This window comes from Pilosibacter sp. NGB245 (genome assembly GCF_057397225.1).
Genome location: NZ_CM171584.1, coordinates 1,853,557 through 1,879,542, shown reverse-complemented (window position 1 = coordinate 1,879,542; position 25,986 = coordinate 1,853,557). Strand labels below are relative to the sequence as shown.

Sequence of the window (25,986 nt, the reverse complement as noted above, 5' to 3'; positions counted from 1 at the left end):
TTTACAGGTCACCTGAAATTTTATTACCCCTTTACATACGGTACCAGAGTAAACTGAAACCGGAACAATACATCATCAAATCGGTACTGATCCAATACAACCGGGCCACAACTATTAGAGCCAATTCCATTTAATGCATAATCAACACAAAATACTACACTATCTGATTCTGTCAATTCATAATTATGCGTTTTCTTCTCAAGTTCTTCCTGTGTATAATAAGAAGCATTAAATGAGAAAGCGTTTTCCGCAGATACCACAATGCCATATCGGCTGTTGTTAAGTTCTACGTATTCACAATCATAATGACTACCATTTTCCTGTGGGCGGATATAATCCTCATGCAGGTCACCTACATTTGCCCGATACAGGCCATGACTCGCAGCCTGATGCTTATCTCGATAGCTTTCCTGTGGTCCCATTCCAAAGTATCTGGCATCTGTAAGTTTCTTGTCCAGAAACATTCTCACACCAAATCTCGGCAGATCCGGGAACTCATCATCTTTTGTTACTGCAATATCTGCATCAATCCGTCCAATGTCATCAATTTTCCATGCAATCATCACGTCAAGAATCTTCTGTACTGTTTTTGCCACGACAGAAGCATGGCTTATAATCTTTACCCCATGTCTTCCCTGCACGACCTCTGTCGTATAGGCTCTTGTATAAGCCCTATCATAATGTGCTTTCTTCCATTCAGACTTAATGTACATATCGTTATCTGTTGGAGCTCTCCAAATATTTAATTCCATCGGATGGTTCAGGTATTCCCGCCCTGCGAATTTCATCTCTGTAAAGAGTGCAGTACGTTTGTCTATGGTATAAGCAAATTCACGCCCCTTGATATGAATCTGTGTATCATTTTCATTTACCTGTAGTTCAGAGTCCACTGCTGTTTTTTGTAGCCATTTCTCTGCAAGTTTACATTTTGCATCATCTTTGCTTACCTCAATTTCATCAAATCCAAGAATATAGTTTTCATCCAGCAGTGGCAATTTCTTTTTCAGATGGTAAATAAATTTTAAATAACATTTTCCACTCTCTGGCACATTGATTTTAAGGTCTATTTTTCCTTCACTGTGTGGTGCCGCTGAAACCTCTGAAAGTTTACCTTTGCTGATTACAAGCCCGTCCTGTGTCAGTTCATAATTGATCTTCACATAATCTTTCAAGTCATCAAAATCCATGTAGTTATGAAGCACCAGTTCTCCGCTTTCTTTGTTATAGGAAATAACTCTTGCCGGACGATAAACATTCTTGTATTCCAAAAGCCCTGTGTGCACCGTTCTGTCCGGATATACTAATCCATCCATGCAGAAATTACCATCATGGATTTCTTCGCCATGATCACCTCCGTAAGCGTAGATTGCCTTTCCATTCTCAGCAGTCCCATGAGCAATCGCATGGTCACACCATTCCCAAACAAAGCCGCCGCACATTTTATCGTTATCCTGGATCATCTGGAAATAATCTTCAAAATCTCCAGGACCATTTCCCATACTGTGACAGTACTCTACCAAAAGGAATGGTTTGCTTCCATCCTTGTCCAGATATTCCTGAATCTCAGAAAGAGCTGGATACATACGGCTGTACACATCCAGATTGCTGTAATCATATGTTTTATCGTAATTACGATATCTTGCACTCTCATATTGGGTGATACGGTCTGGATCAAATTTTTTTGTCCATTCCAATGCTTTTTCAAAGTTACAACCATATGCGCTCTCATTTCCCATTGACCACATGACAATACAAAAACGGTTTTTATCACGTTCCACCATGAGTTTCACACGATCAACGATTGCCTCTTCCCATACCGGGTCATCAGCAATCTTTTCATTCCACCGTTTGAACCGGTTATAATCGGTGTCTTCTTTTCTGTAGAGCATAAATGGTCCATGAGCCTCAATATCTGCTTCATCTATCACCATAAATCCATACTTGTCACACATTTCATAGAAAAATGGTACATTCGGATAGTGGCTGGAACGGATCGCATTAAAATTATGCTGTTTCATTAACGTAAGATCCGTTATAATCTGTTCCCGGCTGATCGTAAACCCAGTAACCGGATCAGAATCATGACGATTGACTCCACGGAATTTAATCTTCTGTCCATTTAAGTAAATAACCTGATCTTTAATCTCTATCTTTCTGAGTGCAATATGATCTACGATTACTTCATTTTCTGTCTCAAGAATCAATTTATACAGATATGGATTTTCTGTATTCCAAAGTTCCGGACTTGCAATTTCTAAAACAGCAGCTCCTTCTTCGGCAATACTTCCTACTGCTACCACTGCTCCGTTTCTGTCTTCTATCGAAATCTTTACATTTACTGGGAAGTAAAACTTCATGTCAAGTTCTACTTTTGCAATCATATCCTCAATTTTTGTTTTTATATGGTAATCGCTGATTGCCTGCTCCGGACGTTTTAAAATGTACACATCCCGGAAAATACCACTCATACGGAATTTGTCCTGGTCTTCCAGATAAGAACCATCACACCACTTCATTACTAAAACTGCCACGGTATTCGTTCCATCCTGAAGTACATCGGTAATATCAAACTCACTGGTCATATGTGAAACCTGACTGTATCCTACGTAAGAGCCATTGATCCATACATAAAAGCAACTGTCTACCCCTTCAAAGTTCAAAAAGGCTCTTGAAGCTTTCTCATCTCTGCTGTAATCAAAAGTATGCACATAAGCTCCACACGGAATATCCTGCGGCACGTATGGTGGATCAAACGGAAACGGATACCGGATGTTTGTATACTGATGCACATCATATCCTGCCATCTGCCATACACTCGGAACCTGAATCACATCAAAGTGTTCCGTATCATAATCCTTCTCAAAGAAAGAATCCTGAATGTCATAAATGCTGTTAAAATACTGGAATTTCCAAGTTCCATTCAATAACTGCATACGATCTGATTCTTCTCTGTGTTCCACCAGGTTATCCATTTTTTTGGATGCCGGAATATAATAGGCTCTGGCTGGCATTGTGTTTTCATGCAATACACTTAAATTCTCATAATAACGCGGTACAATCATAAATAGCTCTCCTCCAAAACATATACTTTTTTGCTCTTTGTTCTCCCACAGAAAATCTGATCCTTTCCTTTTATTCTTACGTTTCTTTGTTTTCTAAATATAGATTATCCTAATCCGCAAAATATGTCTATGAATTAGATTGGACAAAACATGCACTAAATGATACAATAATAAAAAGTATGAAAAGAGGTGACGTCCTATGTATATGAACGCCGGTTATTTGAACCACTCACATATGGATTTTAAAGACAAAAGTCGTCCACTGATTGTAGGAAGCTGTGGTACTTATCGTCTTTCCAGCCTTCCCAAGCTTCCCACCTACCGTCCGAGAGGACGTCTGGATTATCAGATTATATATATCACTGCTGGTTGTGGACATTTCCATTTTGATAATGTAGATAACGAAACGATTGTTCCTGCCGGTAACTTTGTACTTTACAGACCGAAAGAACTTCAGAAATATGAATATTATGGAGAAGATAAGACAGAAGTATACTGGATTCACTTCACAGGAAGCGATGTGAAAAATATCCTACGCCAATATGGATTTCCAGATAAAGAACGTATCTTTCACGTTGGTTCATCTAACGAATATGAACGGATTTTCAAACGTATTATCATCGAGCTCCAACGCTGTCAGGATAATTATGAGGAAATGCTTGTCCTTTTGCTACGTCATCTTTTAATTAGCTTTCACCGGGAACTGACTAGAGAGCACATATCAAAAAATGAATATCTTGATCGTGAGATGGATATCGCTGTTACCTTTTTCAGTGAAAACTATCATCAGAATATCAATATTGACGATTATGCTGCCTCACGAGGGATGAGTGTCAGCTGGTTTATCCGAAATTTCAAAAAATTCACTGGTTCCACACCAATGCAATTTATTGTAGGAATCCGAATCACCAATGCTCAGATTTTACTTGAAACAACAACTTATTCCATCAATGAGATTTCTAAGATTGTCGGGTATGATAACCAGCTTTATTTCAGCCGACTCTTCCACAAGCTAAAAGGATATTCACCTAGAGAATACCAAAAGATAAGAAATAAGTTCTGAAAACCATAATATTATAAGAATCCAATTTATCTAAATTGCTTATCGGACTTCGGGTACCGATCAGTTGGCGGACAACAGAAAAATCATTCATTAAAGGAAGGTGTCATCTGCTACGGCAAAGGAACCTTCCTTTTAAATTTGCCAAAATGCAATAGATATAAGGATGTGAACCTCACATGACTAAAGTCACATGCTTCTCAGCCGTTTTAAACGGCAAGACCGGATACCGGCGGATACGCCTGAAACTTAGAACTGCGCAGATATGCGCATCCTCCATGCCGGGTACGGCTGGGTTCCACATAACAGGTAGTCCTCCGGATATCTGCCTGTGTTTATGCAGCTTTCGAACATCCATACTCATTCTGAAGGATGAGCAGGTCAGCATAAACACATGAGGTTCTGCGCTTCACCGCAGGTACTTTTGCCTCCAGTGAAGACCTTTCCGCTTCCGGTAAGGTTTTTATGATTTCCCGAATCCAGTATCTCGCTCCGATATTGTAGGATGCTGACAGATCACAGTTATACTGTTTTCCAGATTGGAAAACACACAGGCTGTGGTTCTTCGGATCTCGGCTGACCGGTCCGCTTCCATCATACGCCAGACGGCTGGTATTCCATGCGCAGACACGGGACACACGGATCCCATACCGGTGTGCTTTGTGTTCACACATAGTCTGGATCTCCCGTTTCTTCCAAAGATGCAGTTTCTGTCGTTTCTTTCCTGAAATCTTTCCCTTCATTTCCAGGTACTCAAACACGATCACATCCGCATGATTCTCATGAGCATATTCTGCGATCGAACGGGCAGTCTTTCTGGCAAGTTCCGTATTCAGACGTTTCGCATACGCCCATCGGCTTCCGATCTGCTTGGAACCGTGTTCCTTCTGGAATCTCCGGATCCTTCCGAGTACATGGGACAGCCGGTCTTTTTCACTGGGGAAATTGATAAATTTCCGGTCCAGGACAGTTCCGTCTGACCGCATGATACTACAGACTGCATCCGTATTGATTCCAAGATCCACACTGCAGATGAGCTGATCCTTTACAGGTGTTTTTGATAATGTAACTTCTTCCGTATAAGAAAAGCGGAGATAATATTTCTGATGTCGTTTTTCCAAAACCGGAGCAGAAGACTTTTTCCCGGACCAGTGCCTGCGCAGGTACTCCATATCCGTATGAAGCAGACCTGCGCGGAACCATTTCCAGTCATGACCATCATAAAGTTTCAGGCAGGCTGCGTCTTCACTCTCTTCTCCTGGTTTGTACATGACATTCCGATAAAATACCGGCATCGCATGGTTTTCATATACAAGCTTCGGTTTTCCGGAAATCGCTCCATTTTTCCACTGTTCCAATCTTGTATGGTACGAGGAAACACTCCCGAGCGCATGCTGGATCGCCGCTCTTCTCAGATATGACGGCATTTTCGGAAAACGGGCATCGAAGTCAAATCTTGCATGATTCTTCTTTGTTCCATGTACCAGATGTTCCGCCTCATTAAATCTCCGTTTTATCTGATCGATCATGGATAACTCTGTCCATACGGTCTCATATATCTCCGTCAGACAGCGGACCGCCTCCCGGTAAAGCGCCAGCGTATGGCGGATCGGGATATTCTTATTTTTAATTTCCGCGCCATAGCTGGATACGACCTGCATAGGTTTCCTCTACTTTCTGTTCTCTTTTTCTTTCTGTCCTTCGATATAAGCCATGATCTGTTCCCGACTTCGGTCACTGACGGTCACAGCGCAGTAAGATGGGTTCCAGAGATGTCCGCCCCACAGCTCCCTTTTCAGTTCCGGATGTGCAAGAAACAACTGTCTCGCAAGATTTCCTTTCATGATCTTGATCATATCCGAAATAAAGAACTGCGGTTTACAATCCAGTAACAGGTGGATATGGTCCGGCATTACTTCCATCGCAAGGATCCGAAATTGATATTCTTGTGCGATTTCCTGCAACATTTCTTTGCACTCCTGATCTACACCATTGGTCAGAACTTTCTTTCGGTATTTCGTGCACCAGACCAGATGATATTGAAGCGAGTACACATATCCTCTACCATACGAAAGAGAATTTTCTTTAATAGTAAATATATCTTTTTCCATATGAATATTATACCATATGTTACTAAGCATGTAAACATATGTTCGATATTATTGTAAATAAATAGCGCACCTAACTCATCACTGAAGTAACGAGAATGCGGTGCGTGTTTTTCAATTATGACTAAAAACAGGCAATAGTGATCATTACAAAATGAGCCAAACAGTATCAACATCTTGACATGTTCTGAAATCATCGGCATCTCTATTTTCCACTATTTATGAAATTTCCAAAATGGAGCGATTTGAAAATGTACTTTATTTTCTCCCCTAAAACCACTCCCCCACTACATCCGGACAATAAAAAATGTACTTTATTCTGTTTCGAAATAAAGTACATTCTGAAATAAAGTACATTTTGAAATTTTGTACTTTATGCTATAATCCTTGTATCTAAGCCATTTATTAACCCCTAACTATAAAGTACAAAATTTTTTACTGTTGACTGACATATCAGCCTCCGTACTGTTCCATCAGCCGGGAAGCTTCTCTCTTCATGGTTTCCACAACATCCTCCGGTCCGAGAATTTTTACATTTGGGCCCAGTGAAAATACCCAGGCCAGGAACTGCCGGCTGACACGGACATCTACATTGGCGGTGACATGATCTGCATCTGCCGGGAACAGCATGATATCTCTCCCAAATCGGTCAATGATAACCCCGACCAGATCATTATGGATCAAAAGCTTAACCTTTTCTTCCTTACCGCCATACATGCCAAAACTTTTTTTGGTATAATCTGCCATATTGAGTTTTGAGAAAGCTTCTTTTCCATCACGGGGCTCTTCTGATAAATTGATTTTCAGCATTTTGTCCACACGGTAATGCTTTATCTTTTGAGCCTCTGAATCAAAACCGATCATATAATAATTCTCATCATCCCACAGGAGTCCCCATGGGCTGATATGATACCATTTCCCATTATGCCGCAATTCCATTTCCTTTTTCGCGTTCCACTGGTAATATTGAAATTTGATCTTCCGGTTTTCAGAAATAGCGGCATGAATCGTATTGACCGAATAATAGATGCTTTCATTCATCGTTTTGATCCGGCCGGATACATAAACCTGACGCTGCAGCTTTTGGGCATCATATTTGCTTACCAGTTTCTCGAGCTTTTTGATCAGAATATTCGTTTTCTTTTCTGTAATAAATTTAGATGATTGAATGGCATCTACAAGCAGCTTCAGTTCCGGCAGTTCAAATGGTCTGCTGACCACATGATAATGGTAACGATTGCCGACAGACTCACCCTCAACCTCGATTCCAAAAGAGGACAGGTCACGCAGATCATTATAAAGGCTTTTTCGATCCGCAGTGATGTCGTATCGTCTTAGCGCCTCCATGATCTCTGCCATCGTGATATAATGCTCGTCATCTGTCTGTTCCAGCATAATTTGAGCCAGACGATATAATTTTAATTTCTGATTGGTTCCTTTTGGCATAATCATACTTCCCTTTTCTTTGCAAGCTATTTCATACTATATAGTGATAGTATACAATAAATTCTTAAATTTGCCAGAATGAAAATCCGACTGGCGGAACTGATACCTGTATCATAGCATAGATGGTGTCCTATAAAATCACCAGCCATCATGAAAAAGCAATTTTCTGCTACTCATTTTCTCAGTTTTATGTTAATATAAGGACAGTGTTTCGGGATGGAGCAGAATCATGGAGGAATGAGCAAATGGAACCAATGTATCTGTCAATCCGGCCAGTAGAAACCGGGAAGCGGATCAAACAGTTACTCTCGGAGCAGAACTATACGATCCGTGAAATCCAGGGAGCTTTTGGTTTTGAAAACCCGCAGGCGATCTATAAATGGATCTCCGGAAAATCTCTGCCGAGCCTGGATAACTTTATCATCCTCAGCAGACTGTTACATACCAGTATCGAAGATATCCTCGTCATTGACGGGGATATTTCTTTTTCACGGATCTTCTTAAACTACAGGTTCAATGACATTCCGGCTCGTCTCTCTTATAATCATACTATAAGAAAACGATACGGAAAAAGTGTAAGGAGAGAAAAAATTATGAAAAATTTTTTGAAACTGGGCGGACTTTCCATCCTCTCTTGCCAGTACATGTACGTCGACCATGAAGACTATCTTGCAGATGCTCTGTTTGCGCAGAATCAGGTTCCCGTACGATTCGGTCATGAATTTAAACGAAATGGTTCTCCGTACTGCATTATTACCTGCCGGGTATGGAAGAAGGACGTCGCCGGTTTTGAGAGGACCATGGAATCACTGTATAACAAGATGCTCCTGCTCGGTCATAGCGATTATGCGGAATTCTGTGAAGAACTTATGGGAATGATCGAAAAGGAACGAGGTGCTGCATGATAAAAATTTACGAGTCCTTTTTAATTCTAAAACAATTGTGGATGGACTTTTTTAAAGAAAATATCTCTCAATTTAAGAAAATAGTGTTCTATAGCAAACTTTAAACTGCTTTTTGTATTCGATAGGACTAATTCACGATATTAACTCTACTATTACAATGCAATCGGCTATTTTTCTTCGAATTGACGCTCTATTTCAATAAAAGTATAGTCAACTTGCATCTTCCATTGTTCTGTATCTCTCACCCCATATTATTGCGTAAAACTCGGGTTTTGCGAAATAATACGGGCCGTTTCGGCGGGTTCTGAGCCAAATTGTTTTAATTGTGTGCGCACGCTTTTGAATTTTCTGACGTTTTATCTGCTTTTTTACACCTTTTCCCTGTATTCAACTCTGTTCTCTCCGCTTTTGCCTGCTTTTTCTCTGACTTTTGTCCCTTAATAGCTATGTATAGCAATACCTATGTATAACATGTATATCATTCGCATGATCAAGTTGACTCCTCTCCCATGCCATGCTATACTAAGAACAATTCAGGAGGTACGGTAAAATGAGCACAGAAAAGAATGAAAAAGAGATCCGGCAGGTCAATTTTCGTATCGACCAGGCATCTGCGGACGCGTTCAGGTCGTTCTGCACTGCAAATGGAATGAATCAGGCACAGGGATTCGATCATCTGATCCAGGTGTTGGAGTTAAATAACGCAAAGGCAGCGACCCCGGGGCGTGCCGTTGAGATAGAAAATTTTGAGCGGTTGACAAAAGATCTTCTTGCCGCATATCTCACAAGTCTTGAACTTGGAAACACGACGGAGGCCCGCGTGGCGGAGCGTTTTAAAACGGATCTGCAGCGGAAAGACCGGACGATCGATGAACTGCGGGAAAAGGCCGATCAGGCTGTGGACGAAAAAGAGAAACTGGCCGGATCGTTTGAGACGTTGACCGAGGAGAAAAAACAAATCGAAGAAAATGCTCTCAGTATGAAACAGGCGATGGAGGCTGCCCGGAAGTCGGCCAATGATCTGGAAGAACTGAACCATGTGCTGAGAGACCAGGTGGAACAGCTTCAGAAAAAGGCGGCCCATTATGACGAGATCGTTAAGATCAGTGCGGCGATCAAATCAGAAAATGAACAGCTGAGCAGGCAGCAGGAAGAACTCTCTCGTCAGCTCGCGAATGAAACTGCGGCAAAAAAGGATTACGAAGAGCAGATCGGGAAACTTACAGCCATGGTCCGGGATCTGGAACATGCGGCTGCTGAAAATAAAATGCAGCTTGCCGGGTTAAACAGCCAGTTAAAGGAACAAGAGACGGACTGCCAGAACCGTTTAAAGCAGGCACAGATGCAGGCGGATCTTGCGATGGAACGGGCTGTTGCAGCCAAAGAACGGGAAATGCAGGAAGAATTCCGCAAGCTTGACCGGGAAAATGCCCGCCTCATCGCGGAACTTGAACATTTCCGGGCATCTGCTGATGCTTCTTCCGGCAAAAATTCAGGGAATATTAAGGAGCAGACAGTATGAGTGAGTCGCAGTACTTTGCACAGCGGGATCAGAAAAATGAAGAAAAGCTGAAGGCAATGCTCTCTGCTCTCCCATCCTGCTGTACAGACTTTTTTCGCGGGATCGAGCCGTCGACATCTTCCATGACCCGGCTGTCCTATGCGTATGATCTGACGATGTTTTTTCATTTTCTGAAGGAGATAAAGGAGGAATGGAAAGAAATTCCGTTGGAGCAGCTGCAGACGGAAGCTCTCTCGCAGATTTCCGTGCAGGATATCGAGCGTTACCTGGAAGATCTCAAATACCGCCCGAATGATCCGGAACACAAGAATATGAACAGGGAACAGGGGATCAAACGGAAGTTCTTTTCACTGAAGAGTTTCTTTGGATATCTTTGCCGCGTGGGACTTTTAACGGTAAATCCGACACTTTCCATGCAGATGCCGCGGACCCATGCCAAAGAGATCGTCCGGCTCAATTCGGAGGAAATGAAGGAGCTGCTGGCGGAAGTTGACAGCGGATCCGGCCTGTCAGGCAGACAGAAAGCGTTTCATGAACGGACCAGACTCCGCGACAGCGCTCTCCTGGCACTGATGCTGGGAACCGGGATCCGCGTATCGGAATGTGTCGGACTGAACCTGGATGATGTAGACATGAAAGAAAGCGGGATCCATATCCGCAGAAAAGGCGGCAAGGAGACGACCGTGTATTTCAATGCGGAGGTGGCAAGGCGCCTGAATGAGTACCTGTCGGTCCGGACCGGCATCGAGACATTGCCGGAACACAAAAATGCCCTGTTTCTCTCCCTGCGCAATCAGCGGATCACGGTGCGGAGCGTGGAATACCTTGTAAAGAAATACGCATCGATCATCGCACCGAAAAAGAAAATAACGCCGCACAAGCTGCGGAGCAGCTATGGCAGCGCTGTTTATAAGGAGACCAACGATATCTACCTGGTTGCAGATATTCTTGGCCATAATGATGTAAATATTACAAGAAAATTCTATGCGGCGATCGAGGAAGACCGGAGAAAGAGTGTGAAGAACCTGGATATTCTGTGAGTATCCGGGTTTTCCGTATTTCTGATCATTACGTCGTCTTTTAGACTTCTGTCTTTTTCGAGACCATTTCAAAAATCGAAAAGCGTCTTCGAGACGCATTTCAGAAATCGAAAAACGTCTTCAAGACGCATTTCAGAAATTGATACCGTTTTTCGGATATTCTCTACGCATCCTATACCAATGCCCCCTGCTTTTTCAAAACCTCCTGAACGTGTTTTATCTCTGCTGTTCCCTCCAGGGCATGACATGCGGCGGCAACTCCGGCGGCGTGTCCGGTTGCAAAGCAGGTTCCCATGACGCGGACTGCCGCAAATGCTGCTTCATCGGAAGAAATCATACGGCCTGCACCGTATAGGTTTTCGATGTTTTCTGACTGCAGTGCACCAAGTGGAATGTCGAAATAGCTTCCTTCCTTCACATCCAGATAAGTTGCCATCTTGTCAACATCTTTATGGATCTCCGGTTTCCACCCACAGCGGGCTACACTGTTCTGGCACTTTTTTCCGGTAAGCACATCATCCACGGTAAGGGTTTCTTTTCCGACCATTCTTCTCGTTTCCCGAAAACCGATGGACGGTCCGATGACCGCTAACTCTGCGTGCTCCATGCCAGGCATGTAGGTTTTTAAGGCCTGTACATAACTGAGCACCTGTTTTCTGGTTTCCCGCTCCATATGGGTAAGGTCTGCGGCTGTCAGTCCCTCCGGAATTACACTTGGAAGAAGAACACTGACAATATCAGAATGCTCTTTTTTCAGGATAAATCCCTTTTCTCTTGTAAGGTTCGGGATTCCTGCCTCCTTGGCCTTTCTTACTGCACGCCCCACAGCTTCAGGTGACATGTCACAGTTCGTGTTGACACCGCTTAACCGGAATGGCATGGTTGCCGCCTGCGGGTGTCCGTCGTCTCCGCCCCATATCAGTTTTGCCCCGGAGCGATGAGCGAGATTCGCATCTCCGGATGCATCCACAAAGGTTTTTGCCATTACGGTAAAGCTTCCCTCATCATCGGAACACTGAATAGAAACAATGGATCCAAGTTCCACCTTCGCACTGGTCATGTATGTATGCAAAAAGTAATCCACATGTTCTTTTTCCAACAGATTGTCCATCGCACATTTTAAGTATTCGGGCTGGAAATTGACATTGTAGTTTCCGGTCGCGGAAATGACATAGTCCACGGTCGGCCCAAGAGCCCCCATCTCATCTAACACGAGCTGCCCTACGCCCTCAACGACACGAACCGGATTCTTTCCGCAGGTAAAAAAGCCGCAGAAGGTGCTGACCCCGGAATGGGTCGCCTCTCCGCCAAGATAAGCATTTCTCTCGATCAAAAGTGTTTTCGCTCCAGTTTTCGCAGCGCCGACCGCAGCAGACACACCGGCTGTCCCGCCTCCAACAACAACGACATCATACTGATATAAACGTTCCATAGTAAGCTGTACTCCTTTTTCTGTCAATATCCTAATATTACATTGAAACATGCGATCATGCAGGGATTTGAAATCAGCGGATAAAAAATGTGCCGCAGCACCATGAAAAGGTATCTGCGGCTTTTTTGAGCTGCCGGCGGCAGTTATACGTTTGGGCTCTTTTCTAATAAAAGCCGGTAAAGCGTCGGCTCCGCATGGATCGCCTCCAGGATCGCTTCGATCTCCTTCCGGTTCTCCTTCTTCTTTCCCTGCTTTACAGCCCGGATCAGGAGGTTCTTTGGCGTGTGTTCCATGTCGATGAATTCCAGGATCTGGACCCGGTACCCCATGGCCTCGAGGATCTCCGCGCGCAGGGCGTCTGTGTAGAGGGCGGCCATGCGCTCTTTGATGATCCCGTAGCGGAATACCGGGGCAAAGAGATCGCTCTTCATCTGCTTATTGACCTCATGCTGGCAGCAGGGAACAGATAAGATCACCTTTGCGTTCCAGCGGACTGCCTTTTCCAGCGCGTAGTCCGTCGCTGTGTCACAGGCGTGCAGTGTCACGACCATATCCACCTGGTCAGTGCCCTCGTAGGAAGCGATATCGCCGTGAAGGAATTCCAGGGAGTCATAGCCGAACTTCTTTGCAAGCTGCGAGCAGTGCTCGATCACGTCTGTTTTCAGATCCAGACCGGTGATCCGCACCGGGTATCCCTTTAAGACCTTGAGGTAATAATACATCGCGAACGTCAGATAAGACTTTCCACAGCCGAAATCGATGATCCTCGTCTCTTTATTCTTATCAAGCTTCGGGAGCACGTCCTCGATAAATTCGAGGAAACGGTTGATCTGGCGGAATTTGTCGTACTTCGCATGGACGATCGCCCCGTCCTTCGTCTGGACACCGAGCTCCACGAGGAACGGGACCGGGATCCCCTCTTCGAGGATGTAGCGCTTCTTCCGGTTATGGGAAAGTCCGTTCGCCCAGGCAGCCTGAAGAGCCGCGTCGGAAGCGTCGGAACCATTCGTTCCGGAAGCTGATGCCCCATTTCCGGAGGTATTCCCGGAAACCGGCTTTTTCTTTACCTTAACAGTCACCTTTCCCTTTTTGCTCACAAGAACGGAACCGCTCTTATCTCTCGCCTCGAGCTGGAGCTGGCGGAAACTTGTTTCCATGAGACCTTCCAGATAGGCAGCCGCTTCTTCGGCTGTCAGATTTTTGTGGAAAGCCTGTTTTCCGATAAATTCCTCCGCCTGAAAATGCAGGACGTCCTTTGCCAGTACCGGGCGGATCCGTGCCTTCAGAAAATCATTTTTCTCCGCCTGACCGCTGGCAGTCGCCTGGATCAGGTTTTCATTTAAAAAATCAGTGAGTACACTGTGAAGTTCTCTCTTTCCCATCACTTTTTCTCTCCCCAGCCGCCGCGCAAAAGTTCCGGATGATCCGTCAGATGGGCAAAATCGTTAAAACGGTTTAACAGCATTTCGCCGTCGGATTCCCGGTAATAAAATTCCGTGATACCGCAGTTTTCCAGATGTCTCGCAAGAAGCGGAACATACGCCCCGTCCATGTGAAGATAGTGGGTCACAAGACTCCGGATCACGCCTCCGTGGGTGACGACAGCGACCGTCTCCGCGCCGGACTTTGCGATTTCGTCCATGACCGGAACGGCACGACGGATCACATCCGCCGCACTCTCTCCGCCCGGATATGGAAGATCCTGTTTCATGGACGCTCTCGCGGCGAAAAAGTCCGCGTAGCGCTCCATGATCACATCGTCCGAAAGTCCCTCAAGATCACCGAAAGAGATCTCGCGGAGTCCTTCCCGGATGATCCTCGGTGCACGGATCTTCTCATTGATGATATCAGCAGTCTCGCGGGCACGGATCAGGTCACTGGACCAGACGGCGTCGATGGATTCCTTTTTCAGTCTCTTGCCGAGGAGCTCGGCCTGCCGCCTTCCTGCATCGGAAAGCGGCACATTTACGTTGCAAAGCGGGCTGTTCTGCCTGCCGTGACGGATCAGATAGATTCTCATAGTTTCTCCTGTTTAGTTCTTAAAGCTGTGGATCGGTGCCGGGATCCTTCCGGTCCTGTTCACAAATTTCTCACAGCTGAATGAGTTGACCGGCATGATCGGCGCATGTCCTAAAAGACCGCCGAACTCGACCGTCTCGCCGACGCCCTTTCCAATCACCGGGATCAGGCGGACTGCTGTCGTTTTCTGGTTGACCATACCGATCGCCGCCTCGTCTGCGATGATGCCGGAGATCGTCGCTGCGCTCGTATCTCCAGGAACTGCGATCATGTCAAGACCTACAGAGCATACGCAGGTCATCGCTTCCAGTTTTTCGATCGTAAGAGCGCCCTCGTTGACCGCATCGATCATTCCCTGGTCCTCGCTGACCGGGATGAAGGCGCCGGAAAGTCCGCCGACGTAGGAGGAAGCCATAACGCCGCCTTTCTTTACCTGGTCATTTAACATGGCGAGAGCGGCTGTTGTACCCGGGGCACCTGCGCGTTCCAGACCGATCTCCTCCAGGATCTCAGCGACAGAATCGCCGACAGCCGGTGTCGGAGCCAGGGACAGGTCGATGATGCCGAACGGGATCCCGAGACGCGCGGATGCCTCTTTCGCTACGAGCTGGCCGACACGGGTGATCTTGAATGCCGTCTTTTTGATCGTCTCACATAAAGTTTCGAAATCAGCGCCGCGAACAGACTGGAGAGCCGTCTTTACAACGCCCGGTCCGGAGACGCCGACGTTGATGATCGCGTCTGCCTCTGTAACGCCGTGGAATGCTCCCGCCATGAACGGGTTGTCGTCCGGTGCGTTGCAGAAAATAACAAGCTTTGCGCAGCCTAAGCAGTCGTTGTCTTTCGTGTACTCTGCGGTTCTTACGACCATCTCGCCCATTAAGCGGACTGCATCCATATTTAAACCGGTCTTTGTGGAGCCGACATTGATGGAGCTGCAGACAAAATCGGTCTCTTTTAACGCCTGCGGGATGGAGCGCATCAGGTTCTCATCAGCTGTTGTCATGCCCTTGGATACAAGAGCGGAATATCCGCCGATAAAGTTGACGCCTACAGTCTTTGCCGCACGGTCCAGGGTCTTTGCAATCGTCACAAAGTCCTCCGGGCTCTTGCAGGCTGCTCCGCCGACAAGGGCGATCGGTGTCACGGAGATCCTCTTGTTGACGATCGGGATCCCGAAATCGCGCTCGATCTGTTTTCCGGTCGGGACCAGGTCCTTTGCGAGTGTCGTGATCTTGTTGTAGATCTTTTCGTTTAATTTTTCGAGATCGGAGTCACAGCAGTCCAAAAGGCTGATGCCAAGAGTGATGGTGCGGACATCCAGGTTCTCGTGCTCGATCATATTGTTAGTCTCGTTGACTTCCAGATGTGTAATCATAATTGTTTCCCTCTCCTCAAGCTGTCATTAGATACGATGCATTTTTGTAAAGATCTCTTCACGCTGGCACTTGATGTTGACGCCGATCCCGGCACCGATCTCATCGAGTCCGGAAGACATTTCATCGAAGGAAACGTTTGCTCCGCTTCCGTCCACGATCATCATCATGTTGAAGTATTCCTGGACGATGGTCTGGGAAATATCAAGGATGTTAATTTTATGGTCCGCAAGATATGTACATACCTTTGCGATGATGCCTACGGTGTCTTTTCCTACTACGGTGATAATAACTTTATCCATGGAAATTTTCCTCCTTGTGTTGTGCCTTCCGCGTATTGTGATCTGGATCCGTCCGGACTGAGATCGTTGCCGGAACATATGGATCCCGGGGAAAGGTAGCTTTATGCAGTGATAAAGCGTAAAATTTTCTTAAAATATATCATTATAGCCGGTATGATGCAAGTGTTTTTTCGCAGCATCAGCAAAATCTGCTACAGACTGATGATCTCCGACATCTCATCTCTCTTTGCGACTGCCAGGTGAAAATCATCCGCATGGTATGGGCAGTCTCCCATGTCGATCTCCAGCCGGACGGTCTCATAGGCCAGCTCCGGCATGTTGTTCTCCTTGCTCAGATGTCCCAGCAGGATGTGCTTTAATCGGCCGCTCAGGATGCAGTTTAAGAGGCGTCCGGCGTTCTCGTTGGAGAGATGGCCGAAATCTCCCATGATCCGGCGTTTTAAGTAGTATGGGTACGGTCCCGTCTCCAGCATCCGAAGGTCATGGTTGGACTCTAAGAGCACCGCGTCGAGATCGAGGAGATGGTCGATCGTGTACTGGTTGAAATGTCCAAGGTCCGTTGCGACTGCCACAGACTTATTTCCCGACTGGATCCGGTAAGCGACTGGGTCGGCCGCATCATGGTCGATGTGGAACGGCTTGATCGTCAGATCCCCGAGGGAAAATTCGGTGTCCGGCAGGATCGGGTGCAGCAGCTCCTCCGGGTATTCGCCGAGGCCTTTGATCTTCCGGATCTCGTCGAGTGTCCCTTCTGTGGCGTAGATCGGAACTTCATATTTTCGCGCAAGGACGCCCAGCCCCTTTACATGGTCGGAATGTTCATGGGTGATGCAGATGCCGTCCAGTTCGCTCGTCTTTAAGCCGACCTCGTTAAGACCCTGCTCGATCCGCTTTGCGCTGATGCCGGCGTCGATCAGGACGTGGCTCTCCTCCGTCCCTGTGTAGATGCAGTTTCCGCTGCTTCCGCTGGCAATACTAACAAATCTCATGGTCAAGGATCTCCTTCAGCTGTCGTTTGATATCGGATTCGTCCCCGTTGTTGTCGATGACACGGCTGCAGAGCGCGCGGTATTCCTCCTCCGACGCCTGCCTTCCGATGATGTCCTCGCATTTTTCACGGCTGTAGCCGCGGTTTTCCATCAGGCGGACGATCCGGTTCTCTTTTGTCGTGTAGACGTACCAGAGCTCGTCAAAGAAGTTCTTCGGCGCAGTGTCAAAGACCGCTGCCTCGATGATCACGAGGTTTTCACTGGCGGCCTCCGCCTCTTCCTTCATCGTCTTCCAGACTAACGGATGGATGATGGAGTTCATCGTCTTTAATGCTTCTTTATCCCGGAAGATCAGGTCCGCCAGCGCTTTTCGGTCCACGGCTCCGTCCGGGGTGAGAAATGACGTTCCAAGCGCCTCTGTGACCTTTCTGAGTCCCAGACTTCCCGGCTCCATGAGATCGTGGGCCACAAGATCCGCGAGAATGATCTTCGCCCCGAAATCGTTCTTCAGTACCGCGAGCACACTGCTCTTTCCGGCTCCGACTCCGCCGGTGATCCCAATAATTTTCTTCTGTTTCATCTATTTCGCCTCAAACCAGTTTTTTCCGTCATGCATGTCGATCTCCAGCTCCACTTTTAAGGATGCCGCATGGTGCATTTCTTCGGAGAGGATCTTCATGACGATCTCTTTTTCGTCCTCCGCCGTCTCGACGAGGAGTTCATCGTGCACCTGCAGGATCAGTCTGGAACGGAGATTTTCCCTTCTTAACCGCTCGTCCACCCGGATCATCGCGATCTTGATGATGTCGGCAGCCGTTCCCTGGATCGGGGAGTTCATGGCTACACGTTCTCCGAAAGAACGCTGCATGAAGTTCGAGGACTTTAACTCCGGTACCGGGCGGCGTCGTCCGAACATCGTGGTGACATATCCCTGCTCCTTCGCGTGGGCAACAAGGCTGTCGAGGAAGGTTTTTACCTGCGGATATGTCTCAAAATAGCGAGCGATGTAATCCATGGCCTCTTTTCTGGAGATGCTCAGGTCCTCGCTGAGTCCGAAGGCGCTGATCCCGTACACGATCCCGAAATTCACGGCCTTCGCGTTGCGTCGCTGTAACGGTGTGACCTCATCAAGCGGGATGTGGAATACCTGGGAAGCTGTGATCGCGTGGATATCCTGGGCGGTCTTATACGCCTCGATCAGGCGCTCATCGCCGGACATGTGGGCAAGGACGCGCAGCTCGATCTGGGAGTAGTCGGCATCCAGGAAGATAAATCCATCGCGCGGGACAAAGACTTTCCGGATCTCTCTTCCGAGTTCCATGCGGATCGGGATGTTCTGGAGATTCGGCTCCGTGCTGGAAATCCGGCCGGTCGCCGTGATCGTCTGGTTGAACCGGCTGTGGATCCGTCCGTCTTCCCGGATATAGGTTCCGAGACCGTCCGCGTAGGTGGAATTCAGCTTTGTATACTGTCTGTAGTCCAGGATCTTCTGAATCACCGGATAATCCGGGGCAAGTTTCTCCAGAACATCGGCCGCTGTGGAGTAACCGGTCTTCGTCTTCTTTCCACCTTTGATCTGCATTTTTTCGAACAGGATCTCGCCGAGCTGTTTCGGGGAGTTGATGTTAAACTCCTGTCCGGTCATCTCCCAGATCTCCTTCTCGAGGACTGCAATCTGTTTCTTTAACTTTTCTCCGTAAGCGGCAAGTTCTTCCCTGCGGACTGCGATCCCCTCCGCTTCCATATGGAACAGGGTATAGATCAGAGGGAGCTCGATCGTGCGGTACAGCTCTTCCATTCCATCTGCCGTCAGACGCTCCAGAAGCGGTTTCCCGGCCGCAAAGGCTGTGTAGGCCATAAGTCCCGCCATACGGGTGAAATTCTCCGGTTCCTTCGCGTATGCGTCCTCACAGGACAGCTTTTTGATCAGGTCTGCCCTGGACGGGACCGTCATCCCGAGAAGATCTCTCGCAATGTCGTCATAGCCGTAGGAATCCTTTAACGGGTTTAAGAGATATGCCGCAACCCCGGCGTCATAGACCGTCTCCCCGTAGGAAAGATCCGCGAACGGCAGGGAGTGCTTGAGATCCAGGACCCAGGCATGACCCGTTCGGCAAAGTTCCTCATATTTTCCGGCGATATAGCTCTCCGTCATAAAGCCGCCGACCGGGAAGATATAGCTTCCGGTCTCCTCAAAACATAAGGCGAGGGCTGTCACGGAACCGTTTTCTGCAAGAAGTTCCATTCCGATGCGGTCCGCCTTTTTTGCTTTTTCAAAGAGCGCATCCGCCTCGGAAAAATCCTCCACAAGAACAAACTGTTTCTCCGGTCCGCTTTCATGTTTGATCTCCTCGCCGAATCTCGCCGCGATCGACTTGAATTCCAGGCGTTTCATATATTCATACGCTTCCGGCGTGTAGAGATTTTCCAGTTTCGCATCCGCCATGGAAAATTCGATCGGGGCGTCAATGCAGATCCTTGCGAGCTTTAAGGAAAGATCTGCGAGATCCTTATACTCTTCCAGCGCCTTTTTCGCGCGCGGCGGTTTCACTTCGTCGAGATGGGCGTAGATGTTTTCCAGGTTCTGGTACTGGACAATGAGGTTTGTCGCCGTCTTCTCACCGATGGACGGGACGCCCGGGATATTGTCGGACTGGTCGCCCATCAGGGCTTTCACCTCGATAAACTGTTCCGGCGTCACCTGGTACTCCCGGATCACGTCCTCCGGGTAATAATTGTGGACCTCCGTCGTTCCGCGGCTCGTCTTCGGGAGACAGATCCTGATATGGGTGTCGGAAAGCTGCAGAAGGTCCCGGTCTCCGGAGAGGATCGTCACCTCATATCCCTCTTTCTGCTCCCGCTTTGCGATCGTTCCGAGGATATCATCCGCCTCATAGCCTTCTTTTGTGAGGATCGGGACACCCATGGCGGTCAGGACCTCCTTCATGAGCGGTACCTGTTCATGAAGTTCCTCTGGCATCGGTTTTCTTGTTCCCTTGTAGGCGTCGAACATTTTGTGGCGGAACGTCGGGGCTTTCAGGTCAAAAGCCACCGCAAGGTAGTCCGCTTTCTCCTCATCGAGAACTTTAAATAAAATATTTAAAAAGCCATAGACCGCGTTCGTGTGGAGACCTTCCGAATTTGTCAGGTTCGGCACACCGTAGAATGCGCGGTTTAAGATACTGTGACCGTCGATCAATACGAGTTTTTCCATGTTCACTCCTCTAAAATCTATAGATATCCCATCGTTGTCCAGATGCGGAGCTGCAAAAGGATCATGACGATGAGTGCCATTCCGCACAGAGTCGAGATCGCGTAGGATGCGATCTGGAATGTGGAGATATGGCGCAGGGACCGGTAGGATTCCGCTACCTTTCGTTTCAGATCCCCCACGATGTCATATGTTCCATCCGCTTCATCCAGCTTTTTTAACCCCACATCCACCATGTAGTGGATCTCCAGTTCTTCCCTGCAGTTTTCACACGTTTTGATATGGTCCAGGAAATCTTCCAGCTCCGTCGGGGACAGTTCGTCCTTCATATACGGAACTACCATCTTTTCTGCTTCCATACAGGTCATGGAACACACTCCTTTCAGCCTGAATATACGCGGATCCCGGTTCATTGTCCGCGTAAACGCAAAAAGACACGACCATCTAATGAGAGTCATGTCTTTTCGTTTCTGCCGGCGGCCGGACTTGAACCGGCACGAAGTTACCCCCGTCAGATTTTGAGTCTGATGCGTCTGCCATTCCGCCACGCCGGCATATCTTCGCGGCTGTATATTTCAACAGCCGCATATAAGTTTATCATAAGAACATGAAAATTGCAAGCAGTTTTAGTGATGGAACAGACGGATGCCTGTGAATGCCATCGCCATTCCGTACTTATTGCAGACTTCGATCACATTGTCGTCACGGACAGATCCGCCCGGCTGTGCGATATATTTTACGCCGCTCTTGTGTGCGCGCTCGATATTGTCGCCGAACGGGAAGAAGGCGTCAGATCCGAGAGCCACATCCTGCATCTTGTCGAGCCATGCGCGCTTCTCTTCTTTCGTGAATACCGGCGGCTTCTCCGTGAAGACTTTCTGCCATTCGCCGTCAGCAAGAACATCCATGTACTCGTCTCCGATGTAAACGTCGATCGCATTGTCGCGGTCCGCACGTTTGATCTTGTCGATAAACGGAAGATTTAATACCTGCGGTGCCTGGCGGAGGAACCAGTTGTCCGCCTTCTGGCCTGCAAGGCGTGTGCAGTGGACACGGGACTGCTGGCCGGCGCCGATACCGATCGCCTGTCCGCCCTTTACATAGCAGACGGAGTTGGACTGGGTGTATTTTAAGGTGATCAGGGAGATCATAAGGTCGATCTTTGCGGAATCCGGGATCTCCTTGTTTTCTGTCACAACATTGGATAAAAGATCTTTGTCGATCTTTAAGTTGTTTCTTCCCTGCTCGAAGGTCACGCCGAATACCTGCTTGTGCTCGATCGGAGCCGGAACATAGGACGGATCAATCTGGATCACGTTGTATTTGCCGTTCTTTTTCTGTTTTAAGATCTCAAGAGCTTCCGGCTCATAGCCAGGAGCGATCACACCGTCGGAAACCTCACGCTTGATGAGTTTTGCGGTGTCAACGTCGCAGACATCGGAGAGGGAAATAAAATCGCCGAAGGAAGACATACGGTCTGCGCCTCTTGCTCTCGCGTAAGCACTTGCAAGCGGGGAAAGCTCACCGAGATCGTCCACCCAGTAAATCTTTCTTAAAACTGCATCCATCGGAAGACCTACTGCGGCACCTGCCGGGGAAACATGCTTGAAGGAAGTAGCTGCCGGAAGACCTGTCGCTTCCTTTAATTCCTTAACGAGCTGCCAGCCGTTCAACGCGTCGAGAAGGTTGATGTAGCCCGGTTTTCCGTTTAAGACTGTGATCGGAAGATCACTTCCGTCTTCCATGTATACACGGGACGGTTTCTGGTTCGGGTTGCATCCGTATTTTAATTCCATTTCATTCATGATTTGTTTTTCTCCTTTTGATACGACTAGTGATTTTTATTTACGATTCTTGTCTCATACTTTCCGGTCTCGATATCAATGAATCTGACAAAGAGGGAAACCTTGTTGTCCTCATTCAGACTCTCCCATACATTCTTTGTGAAGCTGTCGATATCGCCCTCGATGGCAATGCGTTTCGGCTCACCCTCAAAGCTCGGAAGCGGATTTCCATCGTTCATGTAGGTGTGGATGAAACGTCCCTCACCGCTTAATGGCTTCTCATATGCGTATGTAAAGCGGCTGCAGCTATCCGGGTTTCCATCACTGCTCTTTAAGATGGACATTGCAAAATTGTAGTTCCCGTTCTCAATGTGCATGATTCCGGAGATGCGCGGAGTGTAGTTCGGGCCGTCCGGCTCAAACTCGCGGCAGCGCAAGGACTGCTCGAAGGTCTGCTGGCGGTCCATTCCCTCATAGATCGTATCGGTCTGGTCGCCGTTTGTCACGATGGTCTTATTTCCGAGAACGCGCACCGGGGCGTAGATAATGAGGCTCGGGTCCTCGAGCTTTGACGGATCAAATGCCTGGGTACGGATCCCCTCACCGTCCTTCACAAAGACACGGTTGCGGCTGTTGCTGCTTCTGCCCATGATAAAATATGCGGTCACAGCTGTTTTTCCATCGGCTGATTTTCCGATCACGATTCCTCTTCCCGGATAAGAATTGTTTTTTAACTCCTCTGAAAGTGATAATAACTTCATGGAAGTACTCCTCCTGTTTTCGTATAAGATCACCGGAATTTGTACCGGCGACGGGTTTTAATTTTATGATAACATACTTCCTGCAGATTGAGTATTTAAAATTACTTATCAACGATCCCGGCGTTTCCTTATGAAATGCTTTCATTTATTTAACAAAATCGTAATGTGGCGTTCATGTACAAGAGGCAGGTCTTCATGATATAATATAACTGTCTTAGAAAGATAAACCTGGTACCGGACAAGCTTTCTTCCATTCGCCTATTCCGGTGCCGCATTAAAATACGATAAAAGGAGCTGATCTTCTTATGAGAAAAAATCTTTATAAATTTGCCGCTTTAACAATGTTTGCCGCATTATCCATCACCGCATGCAAAAAACACGAGGCTGTGGACATCTCTGGAATTCATACGTCCGCTGCGGAGACCATGGCGGAAACTACTTCCAATGAAACAAAGGCTGATCCGGCAGCAGACAATTCAAAAAGTGACTCCTCAAAAACGGATGCTTCAAAAGCCGGATCTTCTGAGGTCGAGACGCAAAAGGATTCCAACGCCTCCGACGCGTTAAGCGTGAAATCAAAGATCGCGACCGAAAAGACCGGAAAGGTCTCCATCGAATACCCAATCCTCTCCAATCTCCGTGATGCATCCATGACCCAGGCCGTCAATGAGCTTTTAAAGAAAGAGGCGACCTCGATCATCACTGCCTGGGAACTGGACACCGAAAAGGATGAGGTTTCCATCAACTGTGATCTGGTATCCCTCGATAAAAATAAGGCGGTATTTACATTCCACGGAATGGTAAACGTTGCAGAAACAGCCCATCCGTCAAATGTGCGCTATGCCGTCTCTGTGAACTTAAATACAGGATCACCAATCGGTCTGACTGCGTATGCAGATGCGGATTCCATCGCGGAATATCTTTCTTCCGATGACGTTGTGGTGGTAGAACCGGCGGACACAGCAGCTGAAGTAAAGGATTCCATCAAGTCCAGCGGAAAAGAACTCTGGCAGACGGTGTTTGCAGAATGTGATTTTACTTCCGTAAAGGACGGGACATTCCCGCAGGCGTTTTCCTACGAAAAAGACGGAGATATCTACCTGATCATTCCAGTGAGCCATGCGGCGGGTGATTATGCTCTTGTAAAATATTCACCGGAAACAAAATAACAATAGATGATCTGAGAAACGATCCGGTTGATTTCTATCCTGCGTTTTGGTATGATAAAGGGAAGGAAAAAACATGATCTGCCAATCGGTCTATAGACTTTGGCAGATCACAGAAAGGCTGGTATCTATTAATGGAAAATGTAACGTATATTGACCACCCGCTGGTTCAGCACAAGATCTCCATGTTAAGAAAGAAGACCACAGGAACAAATGAGTTCCGTACTCTTGTTGAGGAGATCGCAACCCTGATGGGTTATGAGGCGCTCCGCGATCTTCCGCTTGAGGACGTTGAGGTCGAGACTCCGATCGAGACCTGTATGACTCCGATGCTTGCCGGTAAGAAACTTGCGATCGTTCCGATCCTGCGCGCAGGTCTTGGAATGGTAAACGGTGTCCTTTCCCTCGTTCCGTCCGCAAAGATCGGTCATATCGGTCTCTACCGCGACGAGGAGACTCATGAGCCGCACGAATATTTCTGCAAACTTCCGAATCCGATCGAGCAGAGAACGATCGTTGTCACAGATCCGATGCTCGCGACCGGCGGTTCCGCAGTCGCTGCGATCGACTTTATCAAGCAGCACGGCGGAAAACACATCAAATTTATGTGCATCATCGCCGCTCCGGAAGGAGTAAAGAAGCTTCATGAGGCACATCCGGACGTGCAGATCTATGTCGGCCATCTCGACCGTGAATTAAACGAGAACGCGTACATCTGCCCGGGTCTTGGTGATGCCGGCGACCGTATCTTCGGAACAAAGTAATTGATCCGTGAATATCCGGAACATTCCGGTCTTTTCTCCTGAGAAGATCGCGAATGCCAGGCTTTAAACAGATAAAAGACAAAAACCACGATACCTGTTTTTTTGGCAGGCATCGTGGTTTTTCTTTTACCTTTTTTATTTACGCGAACAACGAGCCAAAGTCTGCGCTTGCGCATGACCTTGGCGACTGTTGCGATAACAAGGGGAAACTCGCGAAGCGCGTTTTCACTTGTTTGCCGGGACTTGTTCTTTTTATCTGTTTTCAGAGAAAACAGTTATTCCTGTACTTTCTTTGCGATCTCGCCCTGTTTTTTATAGATAGAGTTCTCATCCACACATCCGCGGACGCTGGACAGCGGGTAGATATTGCAGTTTCTGCCGATCACAGTGCCGGGATTCAGGACGGATCCGCATCCAACTTCCACGCAATCGCCGAGCATGGCGCCGAATTTCTTGATCCCGGTCTCGATATCGCCGTCCTCCGCATGGACTTTGACAAGCAGTTTATCGGACTTTACGTTTGAAGTGATGGAACCGGCTCCCATGTGGGCGCGGTATCCGAGGATCGAATCCCCCACATAGTTATAGTGAGGAACCTGCACCTTATCGAACAGGATCACATTTTTGAGTTCTGTGGAGTTTCCGACAACAGCGCCCTCTCCGACCAACGCATTTCCGCGAAGGAATGCACAGTGGCGAACTTCCGTGTCCTTGCCGATGATGATATTCTCACCGAGATATGCGCTCGGCATCACCTTTGCAGACTTGTGGACCCAGACGGTCTCTCCGCGCTTTTCATATTCATCCTCCGGGAGTGTCTTTCCAAGCTCAAGGATGAACTCTTTGATACGGGCCAGTGCCTCCCACGGATAGGTGAACTGGCGAAGGAAGTCTGCAGCCTGGGTGTGGGAAAGATCATAGAGATCCACGATTTTTGTTTCTTCTTTTTTCATATCATTCTCCAATCTGCCGTCTGATCAGACGACGCAAGCGACCGTACCCTGCGCGAGAATGTGCCAAAGCACATTTTTTACAGGCA

The 25,986-nt window shown here is 47.5% G+C and carries 22 protein-coding genes and 1 tRNA gene; 6 read left to right on the top strand and 17 right to left on the bottom strand.

From position 1 onward, the window contains the following. Nucleotides 1-23: 23 nt before the first annotated feature. The gene (locus ACXMYH_RS08405) at nucleotides 24-3,062 is read right to left on the bottom strand and encodes a glycoside hydrolase family 2 TIM barrel-domain containing protein (protein WP_486554679.1); all 3,039 of its coding nucleotides are present in this window, start codon (nucleotides 3,060-3,062) and stop codon (nucleotides 24-26) included. 199 nt (nucleotides 3,063-3,261) lie between these two features. On the opposite strand from ACXMYH_RS08405, the gene ACXMYH_RS08400 reads away from it, so the two are divergent. Beyond that, nucleotides 3,262-4,125: a helix-turn-helix domain-containing protein gene (locus ACXMYH_RS08400; protein ID WP_486554678.1), complete on the top strand. Its 864-nt coding sequence runs from the start codon at nucleotides 3,262-3,264 to the stop codon at nucleotides 4,123-4,125. A 332-nt stretch (nucleotides 4,126-4,457) separates the two neighbouring features. Here the strand turns inward: ACXMYH_RS08400 and ACXMYH_RS08395 are convergent, their stop codons facing one another. From ACXMYH_RS08395 to ACXMYH_RS08385, 3 genes are all read right to left on the bottom strand, one after another. Beyond that, nucleotides 4,458-5,783, bottom strand: a complete 1,326-nt coding sequence (locus tag ACXMYH_RS08395) for an IS200/IS605 family accessory protein TnpB-related protein (RefSeq protein WP_486554677.1) — start codon at nucleotides 5,781-5,783, stop codon at nucleotides 4,458-4,460. Nucleotides 5,784-5,792: 9 nt separating this feature from the next. Then, nucleotides 5,793-6,233, bottom strand: coding sequence for an IS200/IS605 family transposase (gene tnpA, locus ACXMYH_RS08390; protein WP_118606968.1), 441 nt, complete (start codon nucleotides 6,231-6,233; stop codon nucleotides 5,793-5,795). 450 nt (nucleotides 6,234-6,683) lie between these two features. Then, on the bottom strand, nucleotides 6,684-7,676 hold the full coding sequence (locus ACXMYH_RS08385) for a helix-turn-helix transcriptional regulator (RefSeq protein ID WP_118321049.1): 993 nt from the start codon (nucleotides 7,674-7,676) through the stop codon (nucleotides 6,684-6,686). A gap of 245 nt (nucleotides 7,677-7,921) precedes the next feature. Here ACXMYH_RS08385 and ACXMYH_RS08380 point away from each other — a divergent pair, with 245 nt between their 5' ends. The 3 genes from ACXMYH_RS08380 (at nucleotide 7,922) to ACXMYH_RS08370 (ending at nucleotide 11,143) form a co-directional block, all read left to right on the top strand. Further along, on the top strand, nucleotides 7,922-8,581 hold the full coding sequence (locus tag ACXMYH_RS08380; RefSeq protein ID WP_486554676.1) for a helix-turn-helix domain-containing protein: 660 nt from the start codon (nucleotides 7,922-7,924) through the stop codon (nucleotides 8,579-8,581). 550 nt (nucleotides 8,582-9,131) lie between these two features. After that, a complete protein-coding gene (locus ACXMYH_RS08375) occupies nucleotides 9,132-10,103 on the top strand; it encodes a coiled-coil domain-containing protein (RefSeq protein ID WP_405579307.1) in 972 nt (323 codons plus the stop codon). Further along, nucleotides 10,100-11,143 carry a tyrosine-type recombinase/integrase gene (locus tag ACXMYH_RS08370; protein WP_405579304.1) on the top strand — a complete coding sequence of 348 codons (1,044 nt, stop codon included), beginning with the start codon at nucleotides 10,100-10,102 and terminating at the stop codon, nucleotides 11,141-11,143. The genes ACXMYH_RS08375 and ACXMYH_RS08370 overlap by 4 nt, the downstream gene beginning before the upstream one ends. A 172-nt stretch (nucleotides 11,144-11,315) precedes the next feature. Here the strand turns inward: ACXMYH_RS08370 and ACXMYH_RS08365 are convergent, their stop codons facing one another. From ACXMYH_RS08365 to ACXMYH_RS08310, 12 genes are all read right to left on the bottom strand, one after another. After that, complete coding sequence (locus ACXMYH_RS08365) at nucleotides 11,316-12,575, bottom strand: FAD-dependent oxidoreductase (protein WP_329752602.1); 1,260 nt, start codon at nucleotides 12,573-12,575, stop codon at nucleotides 11,316-11,318. A 143-nt stretch (nucleotides 12,576-12,718) separates the two neighbouring features. Further along, nucleotides 12,719-13,957 carry a class I SAM-dependent methyltransferase gene (locus ACXMYH_RS08360; RefSeq protein WP_486554675.1) on the bottom strand — a complete coding sequence of 413 codons (1,239 nt, stop codon included), beginning with the start codon at nucleotides 13,955-13,957 and terminating at the stop codon, nucleotides 12,719-12,721. Next, nucleotides 13,957-14,595, bottom strand: coding sequence for a histidine phosphatase family protein (locus ACXMYH_RS08355; RefSeq protein WP_118532709.1), 639 nt, complete (start codon nucleotides 14,593-14,595; stop codon nucleotides 13,957-13,959). Before ACXMYH_RS08355 ends, ACXMYH_RS08360 begins: the two co-directional genes overlap by 1 nt. A gap of 12 nt (nucleotides 14,596-14,607) precedes the next feature. Further along, nucleotides 14,608-15,972, bottom strand: a complete 1,365-nt coding sequence (locus ACXMYH_RS08350; RefSeq protein ID WP_118532711.1) for a PFL family protein — start codon at nucleotides 15,970-15,972, stop codon at nucleotides 14,608-14,610. A 27-nt stretch (nucleotides 15,973-15,999) separates the two neighbouring features. Next, nucleotides 16,000-16,272, bottom strand: a complete 273-nt coding sequence (locus tag ACXMYH_RS08345; protein ID WP_118298173.1) for an ACT domain-containing protein — start codon at nucleotides 16,270-16,272, stop codon at nucleotides 16,000-16,002. Between the two features lie 191 nt (nucleotides 16,273-16,463). After that, complete coding sequence (locus ACXMYH_RS08340; RefSeq protein ID WP_118298172.1) at nucleotides 16,464-17,261, bottom strand: MBL fold metallo-hydrolase; 798 nt, start codon at nucleotides 17,259-17,261, stop codon at nucleotides 16,464-16,466. Next, a complete protein-coding gene (coaE, locus tag ACXMYH_RS08335) occupies nucleotides 17,248-17,841 on the bottom strand; it encodes a dephospho-CoA kinase (protein ID WP_118298171.1) in 594 nt (197 codons plus the stop codon). Before coaE ends, ACXMYH_RS08340 begins: the two co-directional genes overlap by 14 nt. Next, the gene (gene polA, locus ACXMYH_RS08330; RefSeq protein WP_486554674.1) at nucleotides 17,842-20,475 is read right to left on the bottom strand and encodes a DNA polymerase I; all 2,634 of its coding nucleotides are present in this window, start codon (nucleotides 20,473-20,475) and stop codon (nucleotides 17,842-17,844) included. A 17-nt stretch (nucleotides 20,476-20,492) separates the two neighbouring features. Next, nucleotides 20,493-20,840, bottom strand: coding sequence for an anti-sigma factor family protein (locus ACXMYH_RS08325; protein WP_118532717.1), 348 nt, complete (start codon nucleotides 20,838-20,840; stop codon nucleotides 20,493-20,495). 103 nt (nucleotides 20,841-20,943) lie between these two features. Then, nucleotides 20,944-21,026: transfer RNA gene (locus tag ACXMYH_RS08320), tRNA-Leu, on the bottom strand. A 72-nt stretch (nucleotides 21,027-21,098) separates the two neighbouring features. Then, complete coding sequence (locus ACXMYH_RS08315) at nucleotides 21,099-22,277, bottom strand: phosphoribosylaminoimidazolecarboxamide formyltransferase (protein WP_329752606.1); 1,179 nt, start codon at nucleotides 22,275-22,277, stop codon at nucleotides 21,099-21,101. A 26-nt stretch (nucleotides 22,278-22,303) separates the two neighbouring features. Further along, nucleotides 22,304-23,017, bottom strand: a complete 714-nt coding sequence (locus ACXMYH_RS08310; RefSeq protein WP_118298167.1) for an IMP cyclohydrolase — start codon at nucleotides 23,015-23,017, stop codon at nucleotides 22,304-22,306. 305 nt (nucleotides 23,018-23,322) lie between these two features. Between ACXMYH_RS08310 and ACXMYH_RS08305 the strand changes: the two genes are divergently transcribed. Next, a complete protein-coding gene (locus tag ACXMYH_RS08305) occupies nucleotides 23,323-24,186 on the top strand; it encodes a hypothetical protein (RefSeq protein WP_486554673.1) in 864 nt (287 codons plus the stop codon). Nucleotides 24,187-24,317: 131 nt separating this feature from the next. Next, complete coding sequence (gene upp, locus ACXMYH_RS08300) at nucleotides 24,318-24,947, top strand: uracil phosphoribosyltransferase (protein ID WP_117470249.1); 630 nt, start codon at nucleotides 24,318-24,320, stop codon at nucleotides 24,945-24,947. Nucleotides 24,948-25,222: 275 nt separating this feature from the next. Here upp and ACXMYH_RS08295 read toward each other — a convergent pair whose 3' ends face one another. Then, the gene (locus tag ACXMYH_RS08295; protein WP_118532721.1) at nucleotides 25,223-25,900 is read right to left on the bottom strand and encodes an acyltransferase; all 678 of its coding nucleotides are present in this window, start codon (nucleotides 25,898-25,900) and stop codon (nucleotides 25,223-25,225) included. Nucleotides 25,901-25,986 lie beyond the last annotated feature (86 nt).

Excerpts from the sequence above, each read along its gene's own strand:
- tnpA (WP_118606968.1), bottom strand. The coding sequence starts at position 6,233 with ATGGAAAAAGATATATTTACTATTAAAGAAAATTCTCTTTCGTATGGT.
- ACXMYH_RS08295 (WP_118532721.1), bottom strand. The coding sequence starts at position 25,900 with ATGAAAAAAGAAGAAACAAAAATCGTGGATCTCTATGATCTTTCCCAC.
- ACXMYH_RS08305 (WP_486554673.1), top strand. The coding sequence starts at position 23,323 with ATGAGAAAAAATCTTTATAAATTTGCCGCTTTAACAATGTTTGCCGCA.
- ACXMYH_RS08365 (WP_329752602.1), bottom strand. The coding sequence starts at position 12,575 with ATGGAACGTTTATATCAGTATGATGTCGTTGTTGTTGGAGGCGGGACA.
- ACXMYH_RS08370 (WP_405579304.1), top strand. The coding sequence starts at position 10,100 with ATGAGTGAGTCGCAGTACTTTGCACAGCGGGATCAGAAAAATGAAGAA.
- ACXMYH_RS08395 (WP_486554677.1), bottom strand. The coding sequence starts at position 5,783 with ATGCAGGTCGTATCCAGCTATGGCGCGGAAATTAAAAATAAGAATATC.
- ACXMYH_RS08315 (WP_329752606.1), bottom strand. The coding sequence starts at position 22,277 with ATGAATGAAATGGAATTAAAATACGGATGCAACCCGAACCAGAAACCG.
- ACXMYH_RS08325 (WP_118532717.1), bottom strand. The coding sequence starts at position 20,840 with ATGACCTGTATGGAAGCAGAAAAGATGGTAGTTCCGTATATGAAGGAC.
- ACXMYH_RS08385 (WP_118321049.1), bottom strand. The coding sequence starts at position 7,676 with ATGCCAAAAGGAACCAATCAGAAATTAAAATTATATCGTCTGGCTCAA.
- upp (WP_117470249.1), top strand. The coding sequence starts at position 24,318 with ATGGAAAATGTAACGTATATTGACCACCCGCTGGTTCAGCACAAGATC.
- ACXMYH_RS08360 (WP_486554675.1), bottom strand. The coding sequence starts at position 13,957 with ATGGGAAAGAGAGAACTTCACAGTGTACTCACTGATTTTTTAAATGAA.
- coaE (WP_118298171.1), bottom strand. The coding sequence starts at position 17,841 with ATGAAACAGAAGAAAATTATTGGGATCACCGGCGGAGTCGGAGCCGGA.
- ACXMYH_RS08345 (WP_118298173.1), bottom strand. The coding sequence starts at position 16,272 with ATGGATAAAGTTATTATCACCGTAGTAGGAAAAGACACCGTAGGCATC.
- polA (WP_486554674.1), bottom strand. The coding sequence starts at position 20,475 with ATGGAAAAACTCGTATTGATCGACGGTCACAGTATCTTAAACCGCGCA.
- ACXMYH_RS08310 (WP_118298167.1), bottom strand. The coding sequence starts at position 23,017 with ATGAAGTTATTATCACTTTCAGAGGAGTTAAAAAACAATTCTTATCCG.
- ACXMYH_RS08380 (WP_486554676.1), top strand. The coding sequence starts at position 7,922 with ATGGAACCAATGTATCTGTCAATCCGGCCAGTAGAAACCGGGAAGCGG.
- ACXMYH_RS08405 (WP_486554679.1), bottom strand. The coding sequence starts at position 3,062 with ATGATTGTACCGCGTTATTATGAGAATTTAAGTGTATTGCATGAAAAC.
- ACXMYH_RS08340 (WP_118298172.1), bottom strand. The coding sequence starts at position 17,261 with ATGAGATTTGTTAGTATTGCCAGCGGAAGCAGCGGAAACTGCATCTAC.
- ACXMYH_RS08400 (WP_486554678.1), top strand. The coding sequence starts at position 3,262 with ATGTATATGAACGCCGGTTATTTGAACCACTCACATATGGATTTTAAA.
- ACXMYH_RS08350 (WP_118532711.1), bottom strand. The coding sequence starts at position 15,972 with ATGATTACACATCTGGAAGTCAACGAGACTAACAATATGATCGAGCAC.
- ACXMYH_RS08375 (WP_405579307.1), top strand. The coding sequence starts at position 9,132 with ATGAGCACAGAAAAGAATGAAAAAGAGATCCGGCAGGTCAATTTTCGT.
- ACXMYH_RS08355 (WP_118532709.1), bottom strand. The coding sequence starts at position 14,595 with ATGAGAATCTATCTGATCCGTCACGGCAGGCAGAACAGCCCGCTTTGC.